We start from the raw sequence: 17,171 nt of genomic DNA, 5'->3' as shown, positions 1-17,171 counted from the left end.
ATGTCGATGTCAGGTTTAAATATTATACTCAATGCATATTTTGCTATTCAGGTGTAATAAAATGGGTTTTAAAGAGTCATTACAGCACATTTCAAAGCCACGTAGGCGTTTTGTTCAAGGATTAATTGTAGGCGGTGTGCTGGCAGCTTTTCCAACTGTTTTACATGCAGCATCATCTTTAGCGGCTTCAACATTAACAGGTACTGTGCCTGAGTTGAGCGGTAAAGTTATTGACCTGGTTATTGATGAGTCCCCAGTAAACTTTACCGGTGTAGTGCGTATGGCAACCACCATTAATGGCTCTATTCCCGCGCCAACATTACGCCTTAAAGAAGGTGACGATGTGACCATTCGCGTTACCAACAATTTAGCGGTACCTAGCTCTATTCACTGGCACGGAATTATTTTACCGTATCAAATGGATGGTGTACCGGGCATTAGCTTTAAAGGCATTATGCCTGGCGAAACGTTTGTTTATAAATTTAAGTTACAACAAAGCGGTACTTATTGGTATCACTCACACAGTGGCTTTCAAGAAATGACCGGTATGTATGGGGCGTTAATTATTGAGCCTCGTGAGCAAGATGTTATCAGCGCAGATAATGAACATATTATTCAACTCTCTGATTGGACTGATGATGATCCTATGGAGTTATTCCGTAAATTAAAAATTCAGGGGGATGTGTTTAACTTTAATCAGCCCACTGTACCTGAGTTTTTTGATGACATAGCAACAAGCGGCGTTGCTAATGCACTTCAACGACGTGAAATGTGGAACCAGATGCGAATGAGTCCAACCGATTTAGCTGATTTATCGGCTTCGGCAATGACCTATTTAATGAATGGTACTGCGCCAATGGCTAATTGGCGTGGGCTGTTTAAAGCGGGTGAAAAAGTACGTTTAAGATTTATTAATGGCTCAAGTAACACCTTTTTTGATGTACGTATCCCAGAGTTAAAATTAACTGTGGTACAAGCAGATGGACAAAATGTTGAACCCGTTACCGTAGATGAGTTTCGCTTTGGTCCAGGTGAAACCTACGATGTGGTTGTTGAGCCTAAAAATGACGCATACACAATTTTTGCACAAAGCATGGACCGCTCAGGTTATGCCAAAGGGACTTTGTCTGTCGCTGCTAATATTGATGCGCCAGTGCCTGCACTTGACCCAGTTGAGTGGTTAGCAATGCGGGATATGATGGGCAATATGGATCACTCTGCTATGCCTGGAATGGATCACAGCGCTATGGGCCACGCTAGCATGGACAAAACCAGTATGGATCAGGGGGCAATGGATCATAGCACAATGGACCACGGTGCAATGGCAATGGACCATAGTAAGCATAATATGGGTAAAAACCCACTGGCTGTTCCAAGTCAGAAAGTTCGCCACGCTAAAACAGAATATGGCGCCTCAGTTGATATGCGCGTTGATACGCCACGCACAAATTTAGACGATCCTGGTATTGGGCTGCGCAATAACGGCCGTCGAGTTTTAACACTTGCAGATTTACGCTCTCTTGATGGCATAGTTGACCACCAAGCACCCGAAGCCGAAATTGAGCTGCATTTAACCGGCAACATGGAACGCTACAGCTGGTCTTTTGATGGCTTAGAGTTTGGTAAAAGTACCCCTGTGCATATGAAGCATAATCAGCGGGTACGAGTTATTTTACAAAACGATACCATGATGACACACCCTATGCATTTACATGGTATGTGGAGCGACTTGGAGAACGATCAAGGTGATGTGTTAGTTCGCCGCCACACCATAATGGTACAGCCCGCCCAAAGAATTAGCTTTTTAACTACGCCACATGATGTTGGTCGTTGGGCTTGGCATTGTCATTTACTGTTTCATATGGATGCAGGTATGTTTAGAGAGGTGGTTGTATCATGAGAAATTTAACCTTATCAACAGTACTTACTAGTGCACTATTAATTAGCGCACCGTTATTGAGCCTGCATGTGTTTGCTCAAACTGAAATGGGTGACATGTCTGGCGATATGGCGGGCGATAAAATGCAGCCGCAAGGCGGCGATGCCCCTAAAAATGCTCGCGATCCACACGCTTATGCTAATGGCACAACCTTAACGCAAGGGCCATATGCTTTAGCAGATGGCGAGCGCTTAACCCTTGCGGATGAGCATAAGTTTTACGCTATTTTAGGTGATCGTCTTGAGTATAACGAACAAGCCGATGCTGCTGTTTTCGATTTACAAGCTTGGTACGGCACCACCTTTAATCGATTAGTGATAAAAACCGAGGGCGATGTTAGTTATGGCAAGCTTGAAGAAAATCAAACTGATATTTTATGGGGTCATGCAATTTCGGCTTATTGGGATACGCAAGTCGGTATTCGCTACGATTATTATAAAGAAGGCAAAAACCGTCAATGGTTAGCGTTTGGTATTCAAGGCTTAGCACCTTATTGGTTTGAGCTTGATATGACAGCGTATGTAGGTGAGAGCGGCAATACAGCATTTACAGCAGAAGCTGAATATGAGCTGCTTTTAACACAAAGGCTCATTATACAGCCTCGTGCTGAAATAACATTTTATGGTAAAGACGATGAACAAAATGAGCTAGGCAGTGGGCTATCTAGTACTGCTATTGGCGTTAGGGTTCGTTATGAATTTACTCGCCAATTTGCACCTTATGTAGGTGTAGAGTGGACTAATAAATTTGGTAGCACAGCAGATTACGCCAAGCTAAACGAGCAGAGCAGCAACGATACTGAGTTTGTTGCCGGTATAAAATTTTGGTTTTAATATTTAAAAATAAGAGGTAATTATGAAATTTATAACTATTGCGGCAATTTTAGGCTTAGCTTTAAGCTTTTCGGCATCAGCTCATATTTCGCTAAAGCAATCAACACCACAAAATAGTGCGATGCTAATGCAAAGTCCAGAGCAACTTACGTTAACGTTTAGCGACGAAGTACAACTTGCCAAAGTACTCTTAAGTGATGCTGCAAACAAGCAAGTAGATTTTAACTTTAAACCCAGTGCAAAAGCTAATAGCAACTTTAGCTGGCCGTTACCCAAGCTTGAACAAGGTAATTACACAGTTAAATGGATAGCGCTTGGTGGCGATGGCCATAAAATGTCAGGCAATTTTGACTTTATGCTGCACGCCAGCGACACACATTCTAAAATGAAAAACATGGCGGCTAGCCATAAACAACATAATCATTAGGTAGTCATATAATGCAATTAAGTGATTGGTCAGTGCTGTTACTATTATTAAAAATAGTAAGCTATTTAGCTATTGCAGCCCTTGCGGGCTGCTTGCTAATGCGCTTACTTAATAATGAGAGTACAACGCCAGATACACAATTAAGCTGTTTTAATCGGTATTTAAAGCGCTGGCAAATCACCCTTGTTATGGTGGGCTTTATTGGTGCAATATTACAAATACCAATTGAAGCGGGGGCCATGGCTGAATCTGGTTTTGCTGGCATGATAGACCCCTTCATGCTGGATATAATTTGGCAATCAGTAATTGGTGAGCAGGTAAGTATGAGAGTGCCTGCATTTATAATTGCCTTGTTTGCGGTGTGCACTTGGCGCACCCATTCAAACTCAGCTAACGTGGCTAATTTTGTTATTACACTATTAGCACTTATTATCCTTACCTATAGCTTTACCTTAACCGGCCACAGCGCCGAAAAAGGCCTATTAATTAAAAGTATATTAACACTGCACTTAATTGCCATTGCTAGTTGGATTGGCTCACTATGGCCTCTTTATAAAAGTTGCCAACTGCTATCGTTAAATACGATAAAACATTTAATGGAACGCTTTGGACAGCTAGCAATTATTATCATAGCGGTACTGCTCATATCTGGTATAACCTTATTATGGCAATACTTAAATTCATTTTCTGTATTATTTACTTCAAATTATGGCCAGCTAATAATGTTAAAACTGTTGTTAGTGAGTGCTATGTTACTACTGGGTGCTTGGCATAAACTACGTTTAGTTCCGCAAATTACACAGCAACATCATGTTGTTACTTTAAAGCGTTCTATTTCTGTTGAAATGCTTATTGCCGTGTGTGTATTGCTAACCACCAGTGTATTTACCACGCTCGTTGGGCCGCCCGTATAATTTATCTTATAAAGAGAAAAACATGTTAATAAAACACCCTAAATTTGGATTGATCTCAGCGCTGTTATTTACTGCAACAAGCTCTTTTACTGTAAACGCGCATGGTGATGAAGAGCACGCAAAAAAATCAGCTTTATTTGTTAATGTAAGCAGTGCTGCAGCAAAAGTTGTTAGCTCGTTTCATACTGCGCTTAAGCAAGGCGATAAAGTAACTGCTCGACAATTACTAGCCGATGATGTGATTATTTTTGAAGGTGGCGGCGTTGAGCGCTCAGCCGATGAATACGCTAACCACCACATGTTAGCTGACATGAAATACCTAAGTGCAATTAACAGCGACCTATTAGAGCACCAAGTGTTTATTAATGGTGATATGGCTTACTCGGTATCAAGAAGTAAAAGCCATGGCAACTATAAAGGTAAAGAAATAAGCGCCACAGGTATGGAGTCAATCACCTTAAAAAATACCGATTCAGGCTGGAAAATAACTCATATTCATTGGTCAAATTAAGGCGTTAATTATGCGTATAATTAAAATCACCTCAAGCGTGCTTTTAGCACTAGCACTGCCTCTTATGGGGGCGTGCTCTGAGCAATCACCGCAAGTACATAAAGCAACTAGCTCAGCCGATAGTCCCAAAAAACAGGAGTTAAAGCTTACTGTTTATAAAGATAAAAACTGTGGCTGTTGCAAAGGCTGGATTGAGCATATAAATCAAAGCGACATTAATACAAAAGCCATTGATGCAGACGATATGGGATTAATAAAATCGCAATATCAAATAAAGCCTAACCAGCGCTCATGCCATACAGCTGTGTCGGCCAACGGTTTTGTGTTTGAAGGCCACGTACCGGCTAAGTTTATTAAACAATTTTTATCGGAAAAACACCCAGCGCATATTATCGGTTTGACCGTACCCGCAATGCCACTAGGCACACCAGGTATGGAAATGGGCGATGCATTTCATAAATACAACATTGAATTTATTACCACAAACACCACCACAGGTGTGTACAAGCACATTAGTCAATACGACGAGCAGTTTTAACTATTGTGGCATAGTTGGTGAGACTGTTTAGTACCTATAAAGAACTGTAAACCCCCATTACAGTTTGCACAAAAAAGCCACAAATTTAAATTGTGGCTTTTGTTTTTTAATAATGAATCAAAAATTATTTTAGTAAGTTTTTTTCAAAAAATTCGGCCATCATAGTGTGGTAATGCAAAGCCGTTCCTTTGCCTTCTTTTAGGCTGTGTGAACGATTAGGATAAGCAAAAAACTCAAATTGTTTATTATGCTTAACAAGCTCGTCAATTAAACGCTCAGACCCCTGATAGTGTACGTTATCGTCGCCAGTACCGTGGATCAGTAATAATTTACCGCTAAGGTTTTTAGCAAAACTAATTGGCGAGGTATTATCATAGCTTTGTGGATCGGTGTTTGGGTTACCCGAATAACGCTCTTGATAAATGGTGTCGTATAAACGTATATCGGGCACAGGTGCTGAAGCAATACCTACTTTAAATTTGTCGCCGTGACGAAATAATAAATTAAGTGTAGAGCTGCCGCCGCCAGAGTGTCCCCATACGCCAACCCGCTCTGTGTCTATTACATCCCAGCGTTTAGCCATGGCATCAAGTGCATCTACTTGGTCTTGCACTGTAATTGAGCCTATTTTTTTATAAATAGATTTGCGCCAATCTCGGCCTTTTGGTGCGCGTGTACCGCGGTTATCAACTGATGCAACAATAAAGCCTTTTTGAGTTAATAACGATTTGTATAAATAGCTATTACCTTCAAAGCGATCTTGTACGGTTGATCCCCAAGGTTCGCCATAAACATAAAATACGATTGGGTACTTTTTATTTAGATCCATATCCGCAGGAAACATAATATAACCATCAAGCTCGGTGCCATCATGCGCGGCTACTTTAAAAAACTCATGGTTTGGTAAACTTTGCTCTGCTAATTTTTGTTTCAGCTCGCTGTTTTCGACCAAGGTTTTTACATTACTGTGATCGCTCACCTTAATAATTTGCTTAACGGCCGGCTGATTAAATTTAGAATAGGTGTGCATGGCCCAAGAAGCATCCTTTGACACGTAGTAACTGTTGGAGCCGTTAAACTGCTCAGGTGTTACTCGTACTGGTTTACTGCTGCCATCTATTGCTGTGCGATACAAATAGCGCTGAGCTGCATCATCTGGTGATGCACTAAAATACAATACGTTTTTGTCTTCGTTGATTGCAAGCATATCAACAATGTCGTAATCGCCAGGGGTTAGGTCGATAATTTTTTTGCCATCGCGCGATATGCGATATAAATGACGCCAGCCGTCGCGTTCGCTGTGCCAAATAAAAAACTCACCACTTTTTGACCAATTAGCACTATAAAACCATTCAATAAACGCATCGTCTTTTTCTGCCAGTATTTTAGTTAGCTGCTGCTTTTGCCAATTAAATAACCATAAATTATTATGGTTTTGTGGGCGGTTTAAGTCTTGGATAAGTAACGACTCACCATCGCCTGCCCAGCTAATGCGTGGTATGTAACGATCGCGGTTATTGCCCTCAAGCTTAGCCCAACGGGTTTGCTTGTCACTTAGGCTCACTACGCCTACGCGTACTGCTGAGTTAGTTTCGCCTGCTTTAGGGTATGGAAATTCAGTAAGGCTAGGGTAGAGCGCTTTGGTGTTGTTGATCAAGGTAAAGTATTTAACGCCGCTAGTATCGAGCTGCCAATACGCGATTGATTTATTATCTGGGCTCCAACTAAAGCCATCACGAATAGAAAACTCTTCTTCGTATACCCAATCGAAATTACCATTAACTGTGGTAGCGCTGCCATCGGTTGTTAATGCGCTAACGGTATTGCTGCCAACTGCTTGCATATAAATATTATTATCGCGCACATACGCTACTTTTGAGCTGTCGGGGGAGAACTTAGCAAACATAAGCTTTTTGGGCTCAGGATTTTCGCCGCCCAACTGCGAGAGTTTATTCGTATTTAAGTTAAGTAACCAAAAATCCCCTCGGCTGCGCGAACGCCATACTTGCTCACTGTTGGTAAATACCATGAGCCACTGGCCATCTTTAGAAAATTGATAACTCTCAATTGCAAACGCTTCATCTGCGCCCTCTGGCAGTAACTTTTCAAAAGCAACCAGTACTTTTCGCCCTGTGCCATCGGCGTTGTAAAATACAATGTCGTTGCCTTTTACACCGTGCTCTTTCTCGTCGTCAGCTTTAACGCCTACTTTTTTATCGGCTTCACGTTGCTCAAGTACTGTGTAGCCAGTGCCATCGTCTAACCATTTAAAGTAAGTACTACGCTGTGCTTTAAAGTATTTATCTTTATAAATTTGCTCAAGAGTAAGCGGGTTACTAATAGGTGTAACTGCATTACCTGTTGTTGATGGTGATGTATTTGATGTCATAGAACACCCTTGTATGGTTATACCCGCCAGAATGGCAACTAACAGTGCTGAGGTTTTAATTATTTTCATCGTGTTTCCTAGGGGGGGTTATTAAATAAATACTGACCCCGCTACTTTAGCAAATAAGCAAAATAGGATCTGAGCGTTTATCGCGTTATTAAGGGATTAAGCTTAAAAACGGAATTAATACGCCATGTTAATTAAAAGTAGGCATTAGCTGTGTAATGAAGGTTACCGTTTTTAAATACCTAACCCTTTTGCTACGCAGTTAATCTAATTCTAAATTTGCACGTTCAACACTCTCTGCTGGCAGCTCTTTTTGTACCGATACGCCCAGCTCTTTAAACTCGCTTGCCTGTTTAATTAGGTTACCTTTACCTCGGTAAAGCTGCGAAAACGCTTTGTCGTAGCTTTCTTTAGCACGATCTAGCTGTTTGCCAACCCCTTCCATACTGGTTAAAAAGCCATTGAGCTTGTTATAAAAACGCTCGGCTCGAGCTGCCAATTCTTTTGAGTATTTAGTTTGTTCTTCAAAGCGCCATAGCTGTTTAACTATATTTAAACTAGTGAGTAAGGTAGTGGGGGTCGCCACTAGAATATTTTTTTCGATTGCTTGCTGGTAAATATCACTTTGGTATTTAAGCGCTTCAACAAAGGCTGACTCTATTGGTACAAACATCACCACTACTTCAGGCGAGTTAAGCCCAGGTAGACGGTCGTACGATTTACTCGCAAGCTCGTTTATACGCGCTTTAACAGCCTCAACGTGCTCTTTAATAGCTTGCTGTGCTTCTAGCTCGTTATCGGCGTTAACATAGCGTGTGTAGGCGTTTAACGAAGTTTTAGCATCAATAACTAAATGGCGACCTTGGGGCAAATACACAACTACATCGGGGCGTAAGCGGCCGTCTTCGGTGTTAAACGACACCTCGCGTTTATAGTCTACGCCTGCGCGTAAGCCTGCGCTGTCGAGCACGTTTTCTAGCATTAACTCGCCCCAATTGCCTTGGGTTTTCTTTTGCCCTTGTAGAGCGTTACTGAGCCTGTCGGCTTGCTCGGTTATGGCTTGGCTTTTTGCTTGTAAATGTAATAACTCGGTTTTAAGCGCGGCGCGTTGTTTTAAGTCTTCAACATGGATTGACTCCATTTTGTCGCGAAAGCCTTTTAGCTCGCCTTGCACTGGTTTTAATAGTTGCTCAATGCTTTCTTGATTGAGCACTTTAAACTTTTGAGACTTTTCTTCTAAAATTTGATTCGCTAAGTTTTCGAACTCTTTTTTAAGCATCTCTTTGCTTTGCTCTATTTGCGCAAGTTGTTCGCTAAAGTGTTGTTGTTTTTGCTCAAGCGTAGTGCGTATATTATTTAGCTCTACATCGCGTTGGCTATATTGTTTGCGCAGTGCACTTAGCTCGGCTTCGGCTTTTTGCCAAAACTGATTATATTGCTGGCTTTGTTTTTCTTGTTCGGTAAAGCGGGTTTTAAAGTGCTGCGCTTGGTCGCGTTGCTCTTGATGGGTATGCTCTAAAAGTTCGTGGTCATCCGCTAACTGGGTGTATTGCAGGGTTTTGCTCTCAAACTGACTTTGCAATAACGACAACTGCTGTTGCTGCTCACTAAGTTGTTGTTTTAATTTTTTACTAAGCGATGCAGATACTAGGCTACAAATTACGCCACCTGCGGTAACGCCTACGCCTACACTTAGCCAATCAATGCTAGTTAATAACTGAGAAAACATAAAATAAACTTATTAAATTTAGAGACATGCCATCATAACGAATAACTATCGATAGCAGTAGGGGCGGGATATAAATTAAAGGCATAAAAAAAGCCAACCTATAAAAGGTTGGCCTAACATTACTAAAACTAGTAACCAAATAGGGAAATCAACATGAAACTTGCGTTAACAACAATTCATCACAAGCATAATAGTAGACGGCAAATTGAATATTTAGTTCAACAATAATTTAAATTTATTTATATGTTGTTTAAGAAGGCTACTAAGTAAATTTTTTGCAAAAAAAAGCCAACTCAAACGAGCTGGCTCAATCATTACTAAACTTAGTAACTAAATAGGGGAATCAACATGAAACTTGAATTAACTGCAATGTAATCACAAGCATAATAGTAGACGGCAAGTTGAGTATTTAGTTCAATAATAATTTAAATTTATTTATATATTGTTTAAGAGGGCTACTAAGTAATTTTTTGCAAAAAAAAAGCCAACTCAAACGAGTTGGCTTAATCATTACTAAATTTAGTAACTAAATAGGGGGATCAACATGAAACTTGGTTGAACTGCAATTCAACCGCTAGCAAAATAGTAGACGCTGCATATTTAATTAAGTTCGCGGATTCAAATCTGAAGTGCATAACGTTTAGGCGGCTTTAGCCGCCAAGTGATCCTGCATCAATTTTGCAGGCGTTTCAAATCCAAGTGTCTTCCTCGGACGATTATTAAGTTGCTCAAGTACTGGTATAACTTGCGCTGGTGTTACCGCCTTAAAATCGGTGCTCTTCGGCCAATACTGACGTAGTAATCCATTCGTGTTTTCATTCAATCCGCGCTCCCATGAGTGATAAGGGTGAGCAAAATAAACAGGAACACTTAAAGCCTCTGTGATTTGCTCGTGATAAGCGAACTCTTTTCCATTGTCAGCCGTGATGCTATGAAGCGCTGACCTATATGGCCTTAATAGCTCTATCGTCGCCGTAGTGACGGCTTGTGCTGTTTTGCCTGCCACCTGAGTTGATACAGTGAATTGGGTGACCCGCTCTACAATGGTAACAAGGGCGCCTCGATGACCTTTACCTATGACGGTATCTATTTCCCAATCTCCGATACGACCTTTCTCATCAACTATTTGTGGGCGCTCTTCAATGCTAACGCGATTTTTTATTTGCCCTCGGTTTGTTTTACCATGACTGCGCTTGTGATATTTCTTACCGTGTCGGCGCAGATGTAGGTATAACTCACCACCTGCTTTTTTATCTTCCCAGATATACAGATAAATGCATTCATGGCTGACAGACAGTTCACTTTCTTTGCGTAACCATCCCGTTATTTGTTCAGGACTCCACTTCTCATTAAGCTTCTGGGTAATTAAAGCTATCATTTCAGGTGTCATCTTAAGCGGTTTTCTTACACTTCTTCGGCGAAACAAAGCCCGCTCATGAGCTTGTTTGTGTCTGTAACCTCGCTTACCTGTATTTCTAGAAAGCTCTCTTGAAATCGTAGATTGCGATAAATTAGTTAGCTCAGCAATACTTTGTTGCGTAAAACCGCTTTTCTTTAGAACGGCGATCTGGCATCTTTGCGCATAGGTCAGTTGTTTGTAATGTCTCATTGTAAAATCTCTTGCCGGAGAAAAAGCAGTTAGTTTATGAGCAACTGACCACTTAATCTAGCCAAAACAAGTTATGCACTTACAATTTGAATCTAGGGTTCAAAAAAAGTATAAAAAAATTAAACTTAAGTTTTGTGTAAAGCAGCGGTGTAAAAAAGGCATAAAAAAAGCCAGCCCTAAAGTGGGCTGGCTAAATCATTACTTATTTAAGTAACTAAATGGGAAATCAATATAATGCTTGGTTAAACTGCAATTTAACCGCTAGCATAATAGTAGACGCTGCATATTTAATTAAGTTCAAAAAAGATCTGAATATTTACAAACATTTTTAATCTTTAATTAAAGAGAGCATTTGTTGCTCGTCAAACTGGGTAAAACTCATTGATTTTTCGGTAAATAAAGCATCTACAAGAGCTTGTTTATCTTGTTGCATTTTAAATACTTTTTCTTCAATTGAATTTGCCATAATAAGTTTATACACAAACACAGGATTAGTTTGGCCAATACGATAAGCACGATCTGTCGCTTGTTTTTCTACTGCTGGGTTCCACCAAGGATCGTAATGAATTACTGTGTCGGCTTGCGTTAAATTAAGCCCCGTACCACCGGCTTTTAAACTAATTAAAAACACCGATGTTGCACCACTGGTAAACTCATCAATCACTTTATCGCGCTGGCGCGTTTGTCCGGTAAGTAAACTAAAGTTTATATTTATTTCTTTTAGGCGTTCAGCAATAAGATCGAGCGCAGAAGTAAACTGACTAAATATAATTACTTTTCTACCTAGGCTTAGCATTAGCGGTAAGCGATTACTTAGCCATTCTAGTTTTGCACTGCCAGCCTGAGTTGTTGGCTCTATTAATTTAGGGTGACAACAAATTTGCCTTAATTTTAACAGCGCTTCTAAAAAGGCGAGTTTACTTTTTTGCATGCCTTGTTCAGAAAACAGATCAGTTAGTTTTTCTTCTAATGCTTGAGTAATACTGTGGTACATTTCTTTTTGTTTTGGCTCAAATTCAAACTCTTTAATTAACTCTGTTTTTAGCGGTAACTCTTGTGCAACTTGCGCTTTAGTACGGCGTAATATAAACGGCATAATTAAGTCTTTAAGTTGCTGTGCTCGCTCTGCATTGCTCTCACGCTCAATTGGCGTTTGGAAGTGAGTTTTAAAATGCGTTTGCGAGCCAAGTAATGACGGCATAGCAAAATCAAGTAATGATTTAAGCTCGAATAAGTTGTTCTCTATTGGCGTACCACTTAAGCAAAGCTTAAAGTCGGCATTAAGGCGCTTCACTAAACGCGATACCTGCGCGGTATCGTTTTTAATATATTGCGCTTCGTCGAGTATAATATTTTCAAAATAAAGTGGTGAATAATACGCAATATCGCGTTTAAGTAGCGGATAAGTAGTTAATATACATTGTGCTTGCGCTACATTTTGTAATAACTCATTACGCTGGGCACCAAAAATAGTGGTTACTTTTAAGTTTTTAGCAAACTTGGTTATTTCTTTTTCCCAATTGCTTACTAGGCTTGTAGGGCACACAATGAGTGTAGGGCCTGCTTGCGCATTATTATAACTACTTGTTAGATAGGCAATAACTTGCAGAGTTTTACCTAATCCCATGTCGTCTGCTAAAATTCCGCCAAGCTGATGGCGTTTTAAAAAGTTTAACCACGCAACGCCTTGCTGCTGATACTCGCGCAATACAACTGAGTCATTTAACCCTTGTATAAGCGTAGTGGGGCGCGACTGGTCATTACTATTTAGCTCTTCTAAATAACGTGACAATGACTCGTCGTGTAGTTCAACATTTATAGCAGTATGACTTACCAGTTCAGGCAAGTATGAAAGCGGAATATTAAATTCATCTCTGGTTTTTATAAATTCAAATCGTTGTTTAAACTCATTTAACAAATGCAACGCTGCTTTATTTATAGCGCCAAACTCACGACCTATTGGGTAGTAATAAAACAACTCACTTTGACGATTTAACGATTCATAATGAGCATCTGTTTGATTAAATAATAATGTAGCTTTAGCATCGTTTAATATAATTTTGCACTGCATTTGATGCCCCGCAGTACGGTGTACATGCAAAGCTACTTGGCTTTGTGGGTTAACAGCATTTACTTTACTAACCGATACTTTCCAGCCTCGTTGAACAAAGCTAGGAAACACCTCATAAACTAACCAGTGTAAGTGAATGGGCGATTGTTTATTAAAAATAAACTCACTTTGTAAACCCCCTTTACAAAAATCGAAACCTAAGTTTATTAGCTCGTTTTTTACGGTGTTTTCAAAAGCACTATTTACTAGGGTTTCTGGCGCTGTGCCTGCCAAATAATTTTTATTTTTATATTTAAACAATAACGAAAGCGTTAATCCTTCCGCCGACATTGTTACTTTTAAAACCGCATTACTAGAGAGTTTTGAGGTATTGTTTTTTTCATTAGTGGGATGCGGAATAACACCCGAGCCAAAGTTATCGGCGAGTTGTTTATAAATACGGTCAAAATTAGTGTCGTGTAATGCTGGAATTGTTTGTAAATGAGCAATTTCATCTGCACTTAAGGGGGTGCGAATGCGTCCTACTTTATAAGTATCGAGATCTAAATAAGTAGGTGGCGTTGTTTTAATTAGTGTCCAATTTTTGCTGTTTTCTAAATTAACTTTTAATTGGGTTAGATCTTTTACTTGCTGCCAACTAAAGCTTAACGCTTGACCTGTTTGCGCTTTAATTGATACGCGTGATCGTTGTAAAAACAATCTTTCAGTTGCTATAAGCTGTTGCAGTGCGTTAAAACCCCATTGCCCTTTAAGCTCAATATTACCTACTGCATTTTGTGAACGTATCCAGCTAAATAATCTAAAGTCGCTTTCTAATAAATCGCTAGGAGTTACAAAGCTGTTTAGCTGTTGCTCGGTAAGGTTACGGCCTAAGGCATAGCTTTGATTTTCATCGTAATTAGCTATTTTGGGCGTTAAAAACACTTTATTGTTTTCTACATCTAATACAAATAAAAGCACTTGTGAAGGCGGTTGTTCGGTACTGTTTTTAAGTGCTCCGAGTTCAGTAAACCAATCATTAATAAAGTAGTCTTCGCCGTACTCACCCGAGTGTTCTATTTTAAGTTTGAGCAAAATAGCAGCTAAGTGGCGGCATTTTGTTTTAACGTTACAGGTACAGTGAGTATCTACCGAATAACCAGTAGGTACTTTACTGATCTCAATACGTTGATTAAACGAAATACCTTTGTCGCCACGTACTGTTGAATCCACAACTGAAAAATCGCTATTATGCTCTAACCAGCTAATTTGGCCGTTTTTATAATACGCTTTACCTTTAGCCAATACGGCGGGCTTAAACAATTTTTTAATGAAGCGTTCAGAAAGAGGAAACTGGGTAGCCTGCTCATTTTTAATTTCTTCAAAAATAGCCATTAGATCAGTTTTAGATAAGTTAGCAGACATGTCACTCAAAGTATTAAATTTTAAAAACAATTTTTTTAGTATATGCCTTATATGCTCTGAGCTAAAGCAATATTAACGTTAAATAAACTGGTTGGAGCTGAGCGCTTAGTAAAAAATTGCTTTATAGCTAAATAATGCGCTAATTATTATTTATTTAAAATAAAACACACAGCTAACTCACAAGTTAAAAACAACTTACTAACACAAGGAGGGGGTTTACAGATCAGCTTTATACTAACAAAGCGCAAAACAGGTAGGATCTAAGATAAAAAGGTAATTTAGTTAGTAAAAAGCTGATCTAAAATAGGCAAGTAACTCTTTTATGCTTAAATTTTGCTATATGGGATCAGTTTTTTACTAACTTAAAGGGTGTACAGATCAATATTTAACTAAGCTAACACCCTTATAGATCATTATTTTACTAACTAGTTAAATGCAGCTAATAGCTTAGTAAGTTGTTCTAAGCGTTTGTCTGTCATAACTTTATTGTTTATTTTTACTGAAACATCACCATTTTTTAAACTGCGCTGTACTGAAACAAAGTTACTCTCAAGCACAACTTCACGTTTAACGGCTATTTGTGGCTCGGTAGTTAAATACTTAGTAATGGCCATTGCACGCTTGTCATCGCTTGCTGCTGCGTTTATGTCTTCATGGTTAGCAATGTCAGCAACTAGCAAGTTAAAGGCTGCTTGGTCGCGCTCCTTTGCGCTAATCAGCTTTTTAGCCACTTCACGGCCAACATGATTAGCTGTAGGGTAAAGTGCAACAACATCTGCAGGGATTTGCTCGAATGCTTTTATTGCATCGGCAACCGCGGTATGCGATACGCCTTCAATAACTGCAATTTCACGGTAAGAGCCTTTTTTACCTTGCTCAATTAATTCATTTTTAGTGTTTTGATAAGCTTGTCCAAGTTCCCACAAGCTAGGTGCTATGTATTGATCAGACGAAACAGCTAAAATTTTTGCATCTTGATCAGTAAAGTCGCTAGAGCTCAACACTAAATAATCGGCATTACCCAAAATGCAGGCTTTACGGCGGCGTGATCCCGCAAGTACTAAGCTTGTATCGCCTTGATCCCAAAGAAGTGCCGGGTGTTGATTACGGCCATCTTCTTTTATTGCCGGTAGAATATCGGATACCGACTTTTCATTTAACAGCGACTGTACACGGCGGTTTTTGCCATATACCTGGGTTGTTGACTCAATGTCACTATGGGAAATCACTTTACAAACTAGGGTAATTTCTCTGCTAGGATCACTTGGCGCTGGCATACGAATTACATCGCCTGCATTTGCTTGCTCTAATAAAGCATCAAGACTACTACTACCAACCGCTGTTGCAAAAGGATCTAAGCGGGTGTCATTTTTACGTTTTTTAGCCATTTTTGTTTAACATCCTTACTTAGGGGTATTTAGTTTTGATTGTGTAGATTGCCAATTAGAGCGGATCAGCATTTCAAGCTCATCAACTACATCTTTTATATTTTCTTGCGCACGCATTAACGATTCGCGACTTGCTAAACTATCTGATGCTTTTTGATCAAAAATAGTGTTAAACGAAGACGAACTCGCTGTAATTGCTGAGCTATGATTAATTGGGTAACTCATCACTTGGCGACCAAAGGCACTACGAACATCTTTAACGATATCGCGTTGCGAGTGGTTACCTTTTACATAGTTAGTTACTAAAAACTGCATAAAGTCCCATCCTTCATGGCCTAGGGCTGCAACTGTATGATAAATCTCACCTAAACGTTTTAAATATTTATTATTTGCATCAAAGTCTACTGCTTCTGGATGAACCGGTATTAGCATCGCTGTAGATGCCATTAACGCATTATAAAACATAAAGTTAAGTGTTGGAGCTGTGTCGATTAATAACACATCAAACTCGTCTTTTACTGGGTCAATTACTTTTTCAAGTAACTTATGATAATGACGGGTTTGTTCGTAATTTGAGGTGTCTTTGAGTAAAGTAGCTGTTTCATGTTCAAAATAAAAATCATCCATACCAGATGGTAAAACACGAATATTTGGAATATGCGTAGGTAAAAATGAGTTTGATACAAATTCAGGCCAGGTTTCCCCTTCGTCTAAATCAATACAATCACGCATTAAATCGCCAACGGTAATTGGATCGGGCTCTGCCGATGGAAAAAAGCTAGATGATGAACCTTGAGGATCTAAATCAATAATACCAATACGATAGCGTTTAATATTTGTAGTTGCCAATGCTGCTGCAATATTAACCATACTAGTTGTTTTACCACAACCGCCTTTTAAGGAGTTAATTACAATAACTTGCAGTTTGTCATCACCAGTACGGTGATCTGGCTGAATATCCATAATATCGGCCATAGCAAAAATATTTACCAAAGTGTAAGCGTAATGACCATTTGCACCACGTTTGATATTTAAATTATCAAAATCACCATTGTCGTGGCGTCTTTTTAAGGTACGATTGTTACAACCAAGCAGATCGGCAGCTGCTTTTTGCGTATAAGTTCTTAATTCTTTTTCTTCAGATTTAAGATGAGCGCGATAATGTTGTATACGTCCTTCTAGTGACTTTTCGGCAACTTCAGCTGTTGCTTTCAAAAGCCGGTAGGTACTTAGCGCATTATTATTGATAGACATACTTAATTCCTCAAAGTTAGGCTGTTAGTATAATGTCCATTCAATTTGCTGTAAACAACTATTTATAGTGACATGTGTTTTATAAACAAGACATCTAATAATATTTTTACATGCTTAATATCTCTTAGTATAAATAGAGAGGTTAAGTATGGTTAAGTA

Annotated in this window: 12 protein-coding genes; 6 read left to right on the top strand and 6 right to left on the bottom strand. The window is 39.5% G+C overall.

Annotated features, from left to right (window positions below):
- Positions 1 to 61 precede the first annotated feature (61 nt).
- From PNIG_RS16615 to PNIG_RS16590, 6 genes are read left to right on the top strand one after another with little or no spacing between them, the layout of a single operon-like run.
- Positions 62 to 1,900 (top strand): copper resistance system multicopper oxidase, encoded by a 1,839-nt coding sequence (locus tag PNIG_RS16615; protein WP_089369002.1) that lies wholly within the window; start codon positions 62 to 64, stop codon positions 1,898 to 1,900.
- Positions 1,897 to 2,772 (top strand): copper resistance protein B, encoded by an 876-nt coding sequence (locus tag PNIG_RS16610; protein WP_089369001.1) that lies wholly within the window; start codon positions 1,897 to 1,899, stop codon positions 2,770 to 2,772. Before PNIG_RS16615 ends, PNIG_RS16610 begins: the two co-directional genes overlap by 4 nt.
- A gap of 22 nt (positions 2,773 to 2,794) precedes the next feature.
- A complete protein-coding gene (locus PNIG_RS16605; protein ID WP_089369000.1) occupies positions 2,795 to 3,199 on the top strand; it encodes a copper resistance CopC family protein in 405 nt (134 codons plus the stop codon).
- Between the two features lie 11 nt (positions 3,200 to 3,210).
- Entirely contained in the window at positions 3,211 to 4,113 is a 903-nt protein-coding gene (locus PNIG_RS16600) for a copper resistance D family protein (RefSeq protein WP_089368999.1), read from the top strand.
- 22 nt (positions 4,114 to 4,135) lie between these two features.
- Positions 4,136 to 4,624, top strand: coding sequence for a YybH family protein (locus PNIG_RS16595; RefSeq protein WP_089368998.1), 489 nt, complete (start codon positions 4,136 to 4,138; stop codon positions 4,622 to 4,624).
- Positions 4,625 to 4,634: 10 nt separating this feature from the next.
- Positions 4,635 to 5,162: a DUF411 domain-containing protein gene (locus tag PNIG_RS16590; RefSeq protein WP_089368997.1), complete on the top strand. Its 528-nt coding sequence runs from the start codon at positions 4,635 to 4,637 to the stop codon at positions 5,160 to 5,162.
- Positions 5,163 to 5,286: 124 nt separating this feature from the next.
- Here the strand turns inward: PNIG_RS16590 and PNIG_RS16585 are convergent, their stop codons facing one another.
- The 6 genes from PNIG_RS16585 to PNIG_RS16560 form a co-directional block, all read right to left on the bottom strand.
- Positions 5,287 to 7,620 (bottom strand): S9 family peptidase, encoded by a 2,334-nt coding sequence (locus PNIG_RS16585; protein WP_089368996.1) that lies wholly within the window; start codon positions 7,618 to 7,620, stop codon positions 5,287 to 5,289.
- A gap of 199 nt (positions 7,621 to 7,819) precedes the next feature.
- Positions 7,820 to 9,286 carry a DNA recombination protein RmuC gene (locus tag PNIG_RS16580; protein WP_089368995.1) on the bottom strand — a complete coding sequence of 489 codons (1,467 nt, stop codon included), beginning with the start codon at positions 9,284 to 9,286 and terminating at the stop codon, positions 7,820 to 7,822.
- Between the two features lie 640 nt (positions 9,287 to 9,926).
- Positions 9,927 to 10,895 (bottom strand): IS30 family transposase, encoded by a 969-nt coding sequence (locus PNIG_RS16575; RefSeq protein WP_089368737.1) that lies wholly within the window; start codon positions 10,893 to 10,895, stop codon positions 9,927 to 9,929.
- A 328-nt stretch (positions 10,896 to 11,223) separates the two neighbouring features.
- Positions 11,224 to 14,370 carry a DEAD/DEAH box helicase gene (locus PNIG_RS16570; protein WP_089369318.1) on the bottom strand — a complete coding sequence of 1,049 codons (3,147 nt, stop codon included), beginning with the start codon at positions 14,368 to 14,370 and terminating at the stop codon, positions 11,224 to 11,226.
- Positions 14,371 to 14,795: 425 nt separating this feature from the next.
- Complete coding sequence (locus PNIG_RS16565; protein ID WP_011329645.1) at positions 14,796 to 15,758, bottom strand: transcriptional regulator; 963 nt, start codon at positions 15,756 to 15,758, stop codon at positions 14,796 to 14,798.
- A gap of 15 nt (positions 15,759 to 15,773) precedes the next feature.
- Positions 15,774 to 17,012 (bottom strand): AAA family ATPase, encoded by a 1,239-nt coding sequence (locus PNIG_RS16560; RefSeq protein WP_011329644.1) that lies wholly within the window; start codon positions 17,010 to 17,012, stop codon positions 15,774 to 15,776.
- Between the last annotated feature and the right edge of the window lie 159 nt (positions 17,013 to 17,171).

Source organism: Pseudoalteromonas nigrifaciens, assembly GCF_002221505.1.
Lineage (GTDB): Bacteria > Pseudomonadota > Gammaproteobacteria > Enterobacterales > Alteromonadaceae > Pseudoalteromonas > Pseudoalteromonas nigrifaciens.
Note: the sequence above shows the minus strand (reverse complement) of the source record. Positions and strands in the feature narration are given on the sequence as shown.

Excerpts from the sequence above, each read along its gene's own strand:
- PNIG_RS16615 (WP_089369002.1), top strand. The coding sequence starts at position 62 with ATGGGTTTTAAAGAGTCATTACAGCACATTTCAAAGCCACGTAGGCGT.
- PNIG_RS16610 (WP_089369001.1), top strand. The coding sequence starts at position 1,897 with ATGAGAAATTTAACCTTATCAACAGTACTTACTAGTGCACTATTAATT.
- PNIG_RS16605 (WP_089369000.1), top strand. The coding sequence starts at position 2,795 with ATGAAATTTATAACTATTGCGGCAATTTTAGGCTTAGCTTTAAGCTTT.
- PNIG_RS16600 (WP_089368999.1), top strand. The coding sequence starts at position 3,211 with ATGCAATTAAGTGATTGGTCAGTGCTGTTACTATTATTAAAAATAGTA.
- PNIG_RS16595 (WP_089368998.1), top strand. The coding sequence starts at position 4,136 with ATGTTAATAAAACACCCTAAATTTGGATTGATCTCAGCGCTGTTATTT.
- PNIG_RS16590 (WP_089368997.1), top strand. The coding sequence starts at position 4,635 with ATGCGTATAATTAAAATCACCTCAAGCGTGCTTTTAGCACTAGCACTG.
- PNIG_RS16585 (WP_089368996.1), bottom strand. The coding sequence starts at position 7,620 with ATGAAAATAATTAAAACCTCAGCACTGTTAGTTGCCATTCTGGCGGGT.
- PNIG_RS16580 (WP_089368995.1), bottom strand. The coding sequence starts at position 9,286 with ATGTTTTCTCAGTTATTAACTAGCATTGATTGGCTAAGTGTAGGCGTA.
- PNIG_RS16575 (WP_089368737.1), bottom strand. The coding sequence starts at position 10,895 with ATGAGACATTACAAACAACTGACCTATGCGCAAAGATGCCAGATCGCC.
- PNIG_RS16570 (WP_089369318.1), bottom strand. The coding sequence starts at position 14,370 with ATGTCTGCTAACTTATCTAAAACTGATCTAATGGCTATTTTTGAAGAA.
- PNIG_RS16565 (WP_011329645.1), bottom strand. The coding sequence starts at position 15,758 with ATGGCTAAAAAACGTAAAAATGACACCCGCTTAGATCCTTTTGCAACA.
- PNIG_RS16560 (WP_011329644.1), bottom strand. The coding sequence starts at position 17,012 with ATGTCTATCAATAATAATGCGCTAAGTACCTACCGGCTTTTGAAAGCA.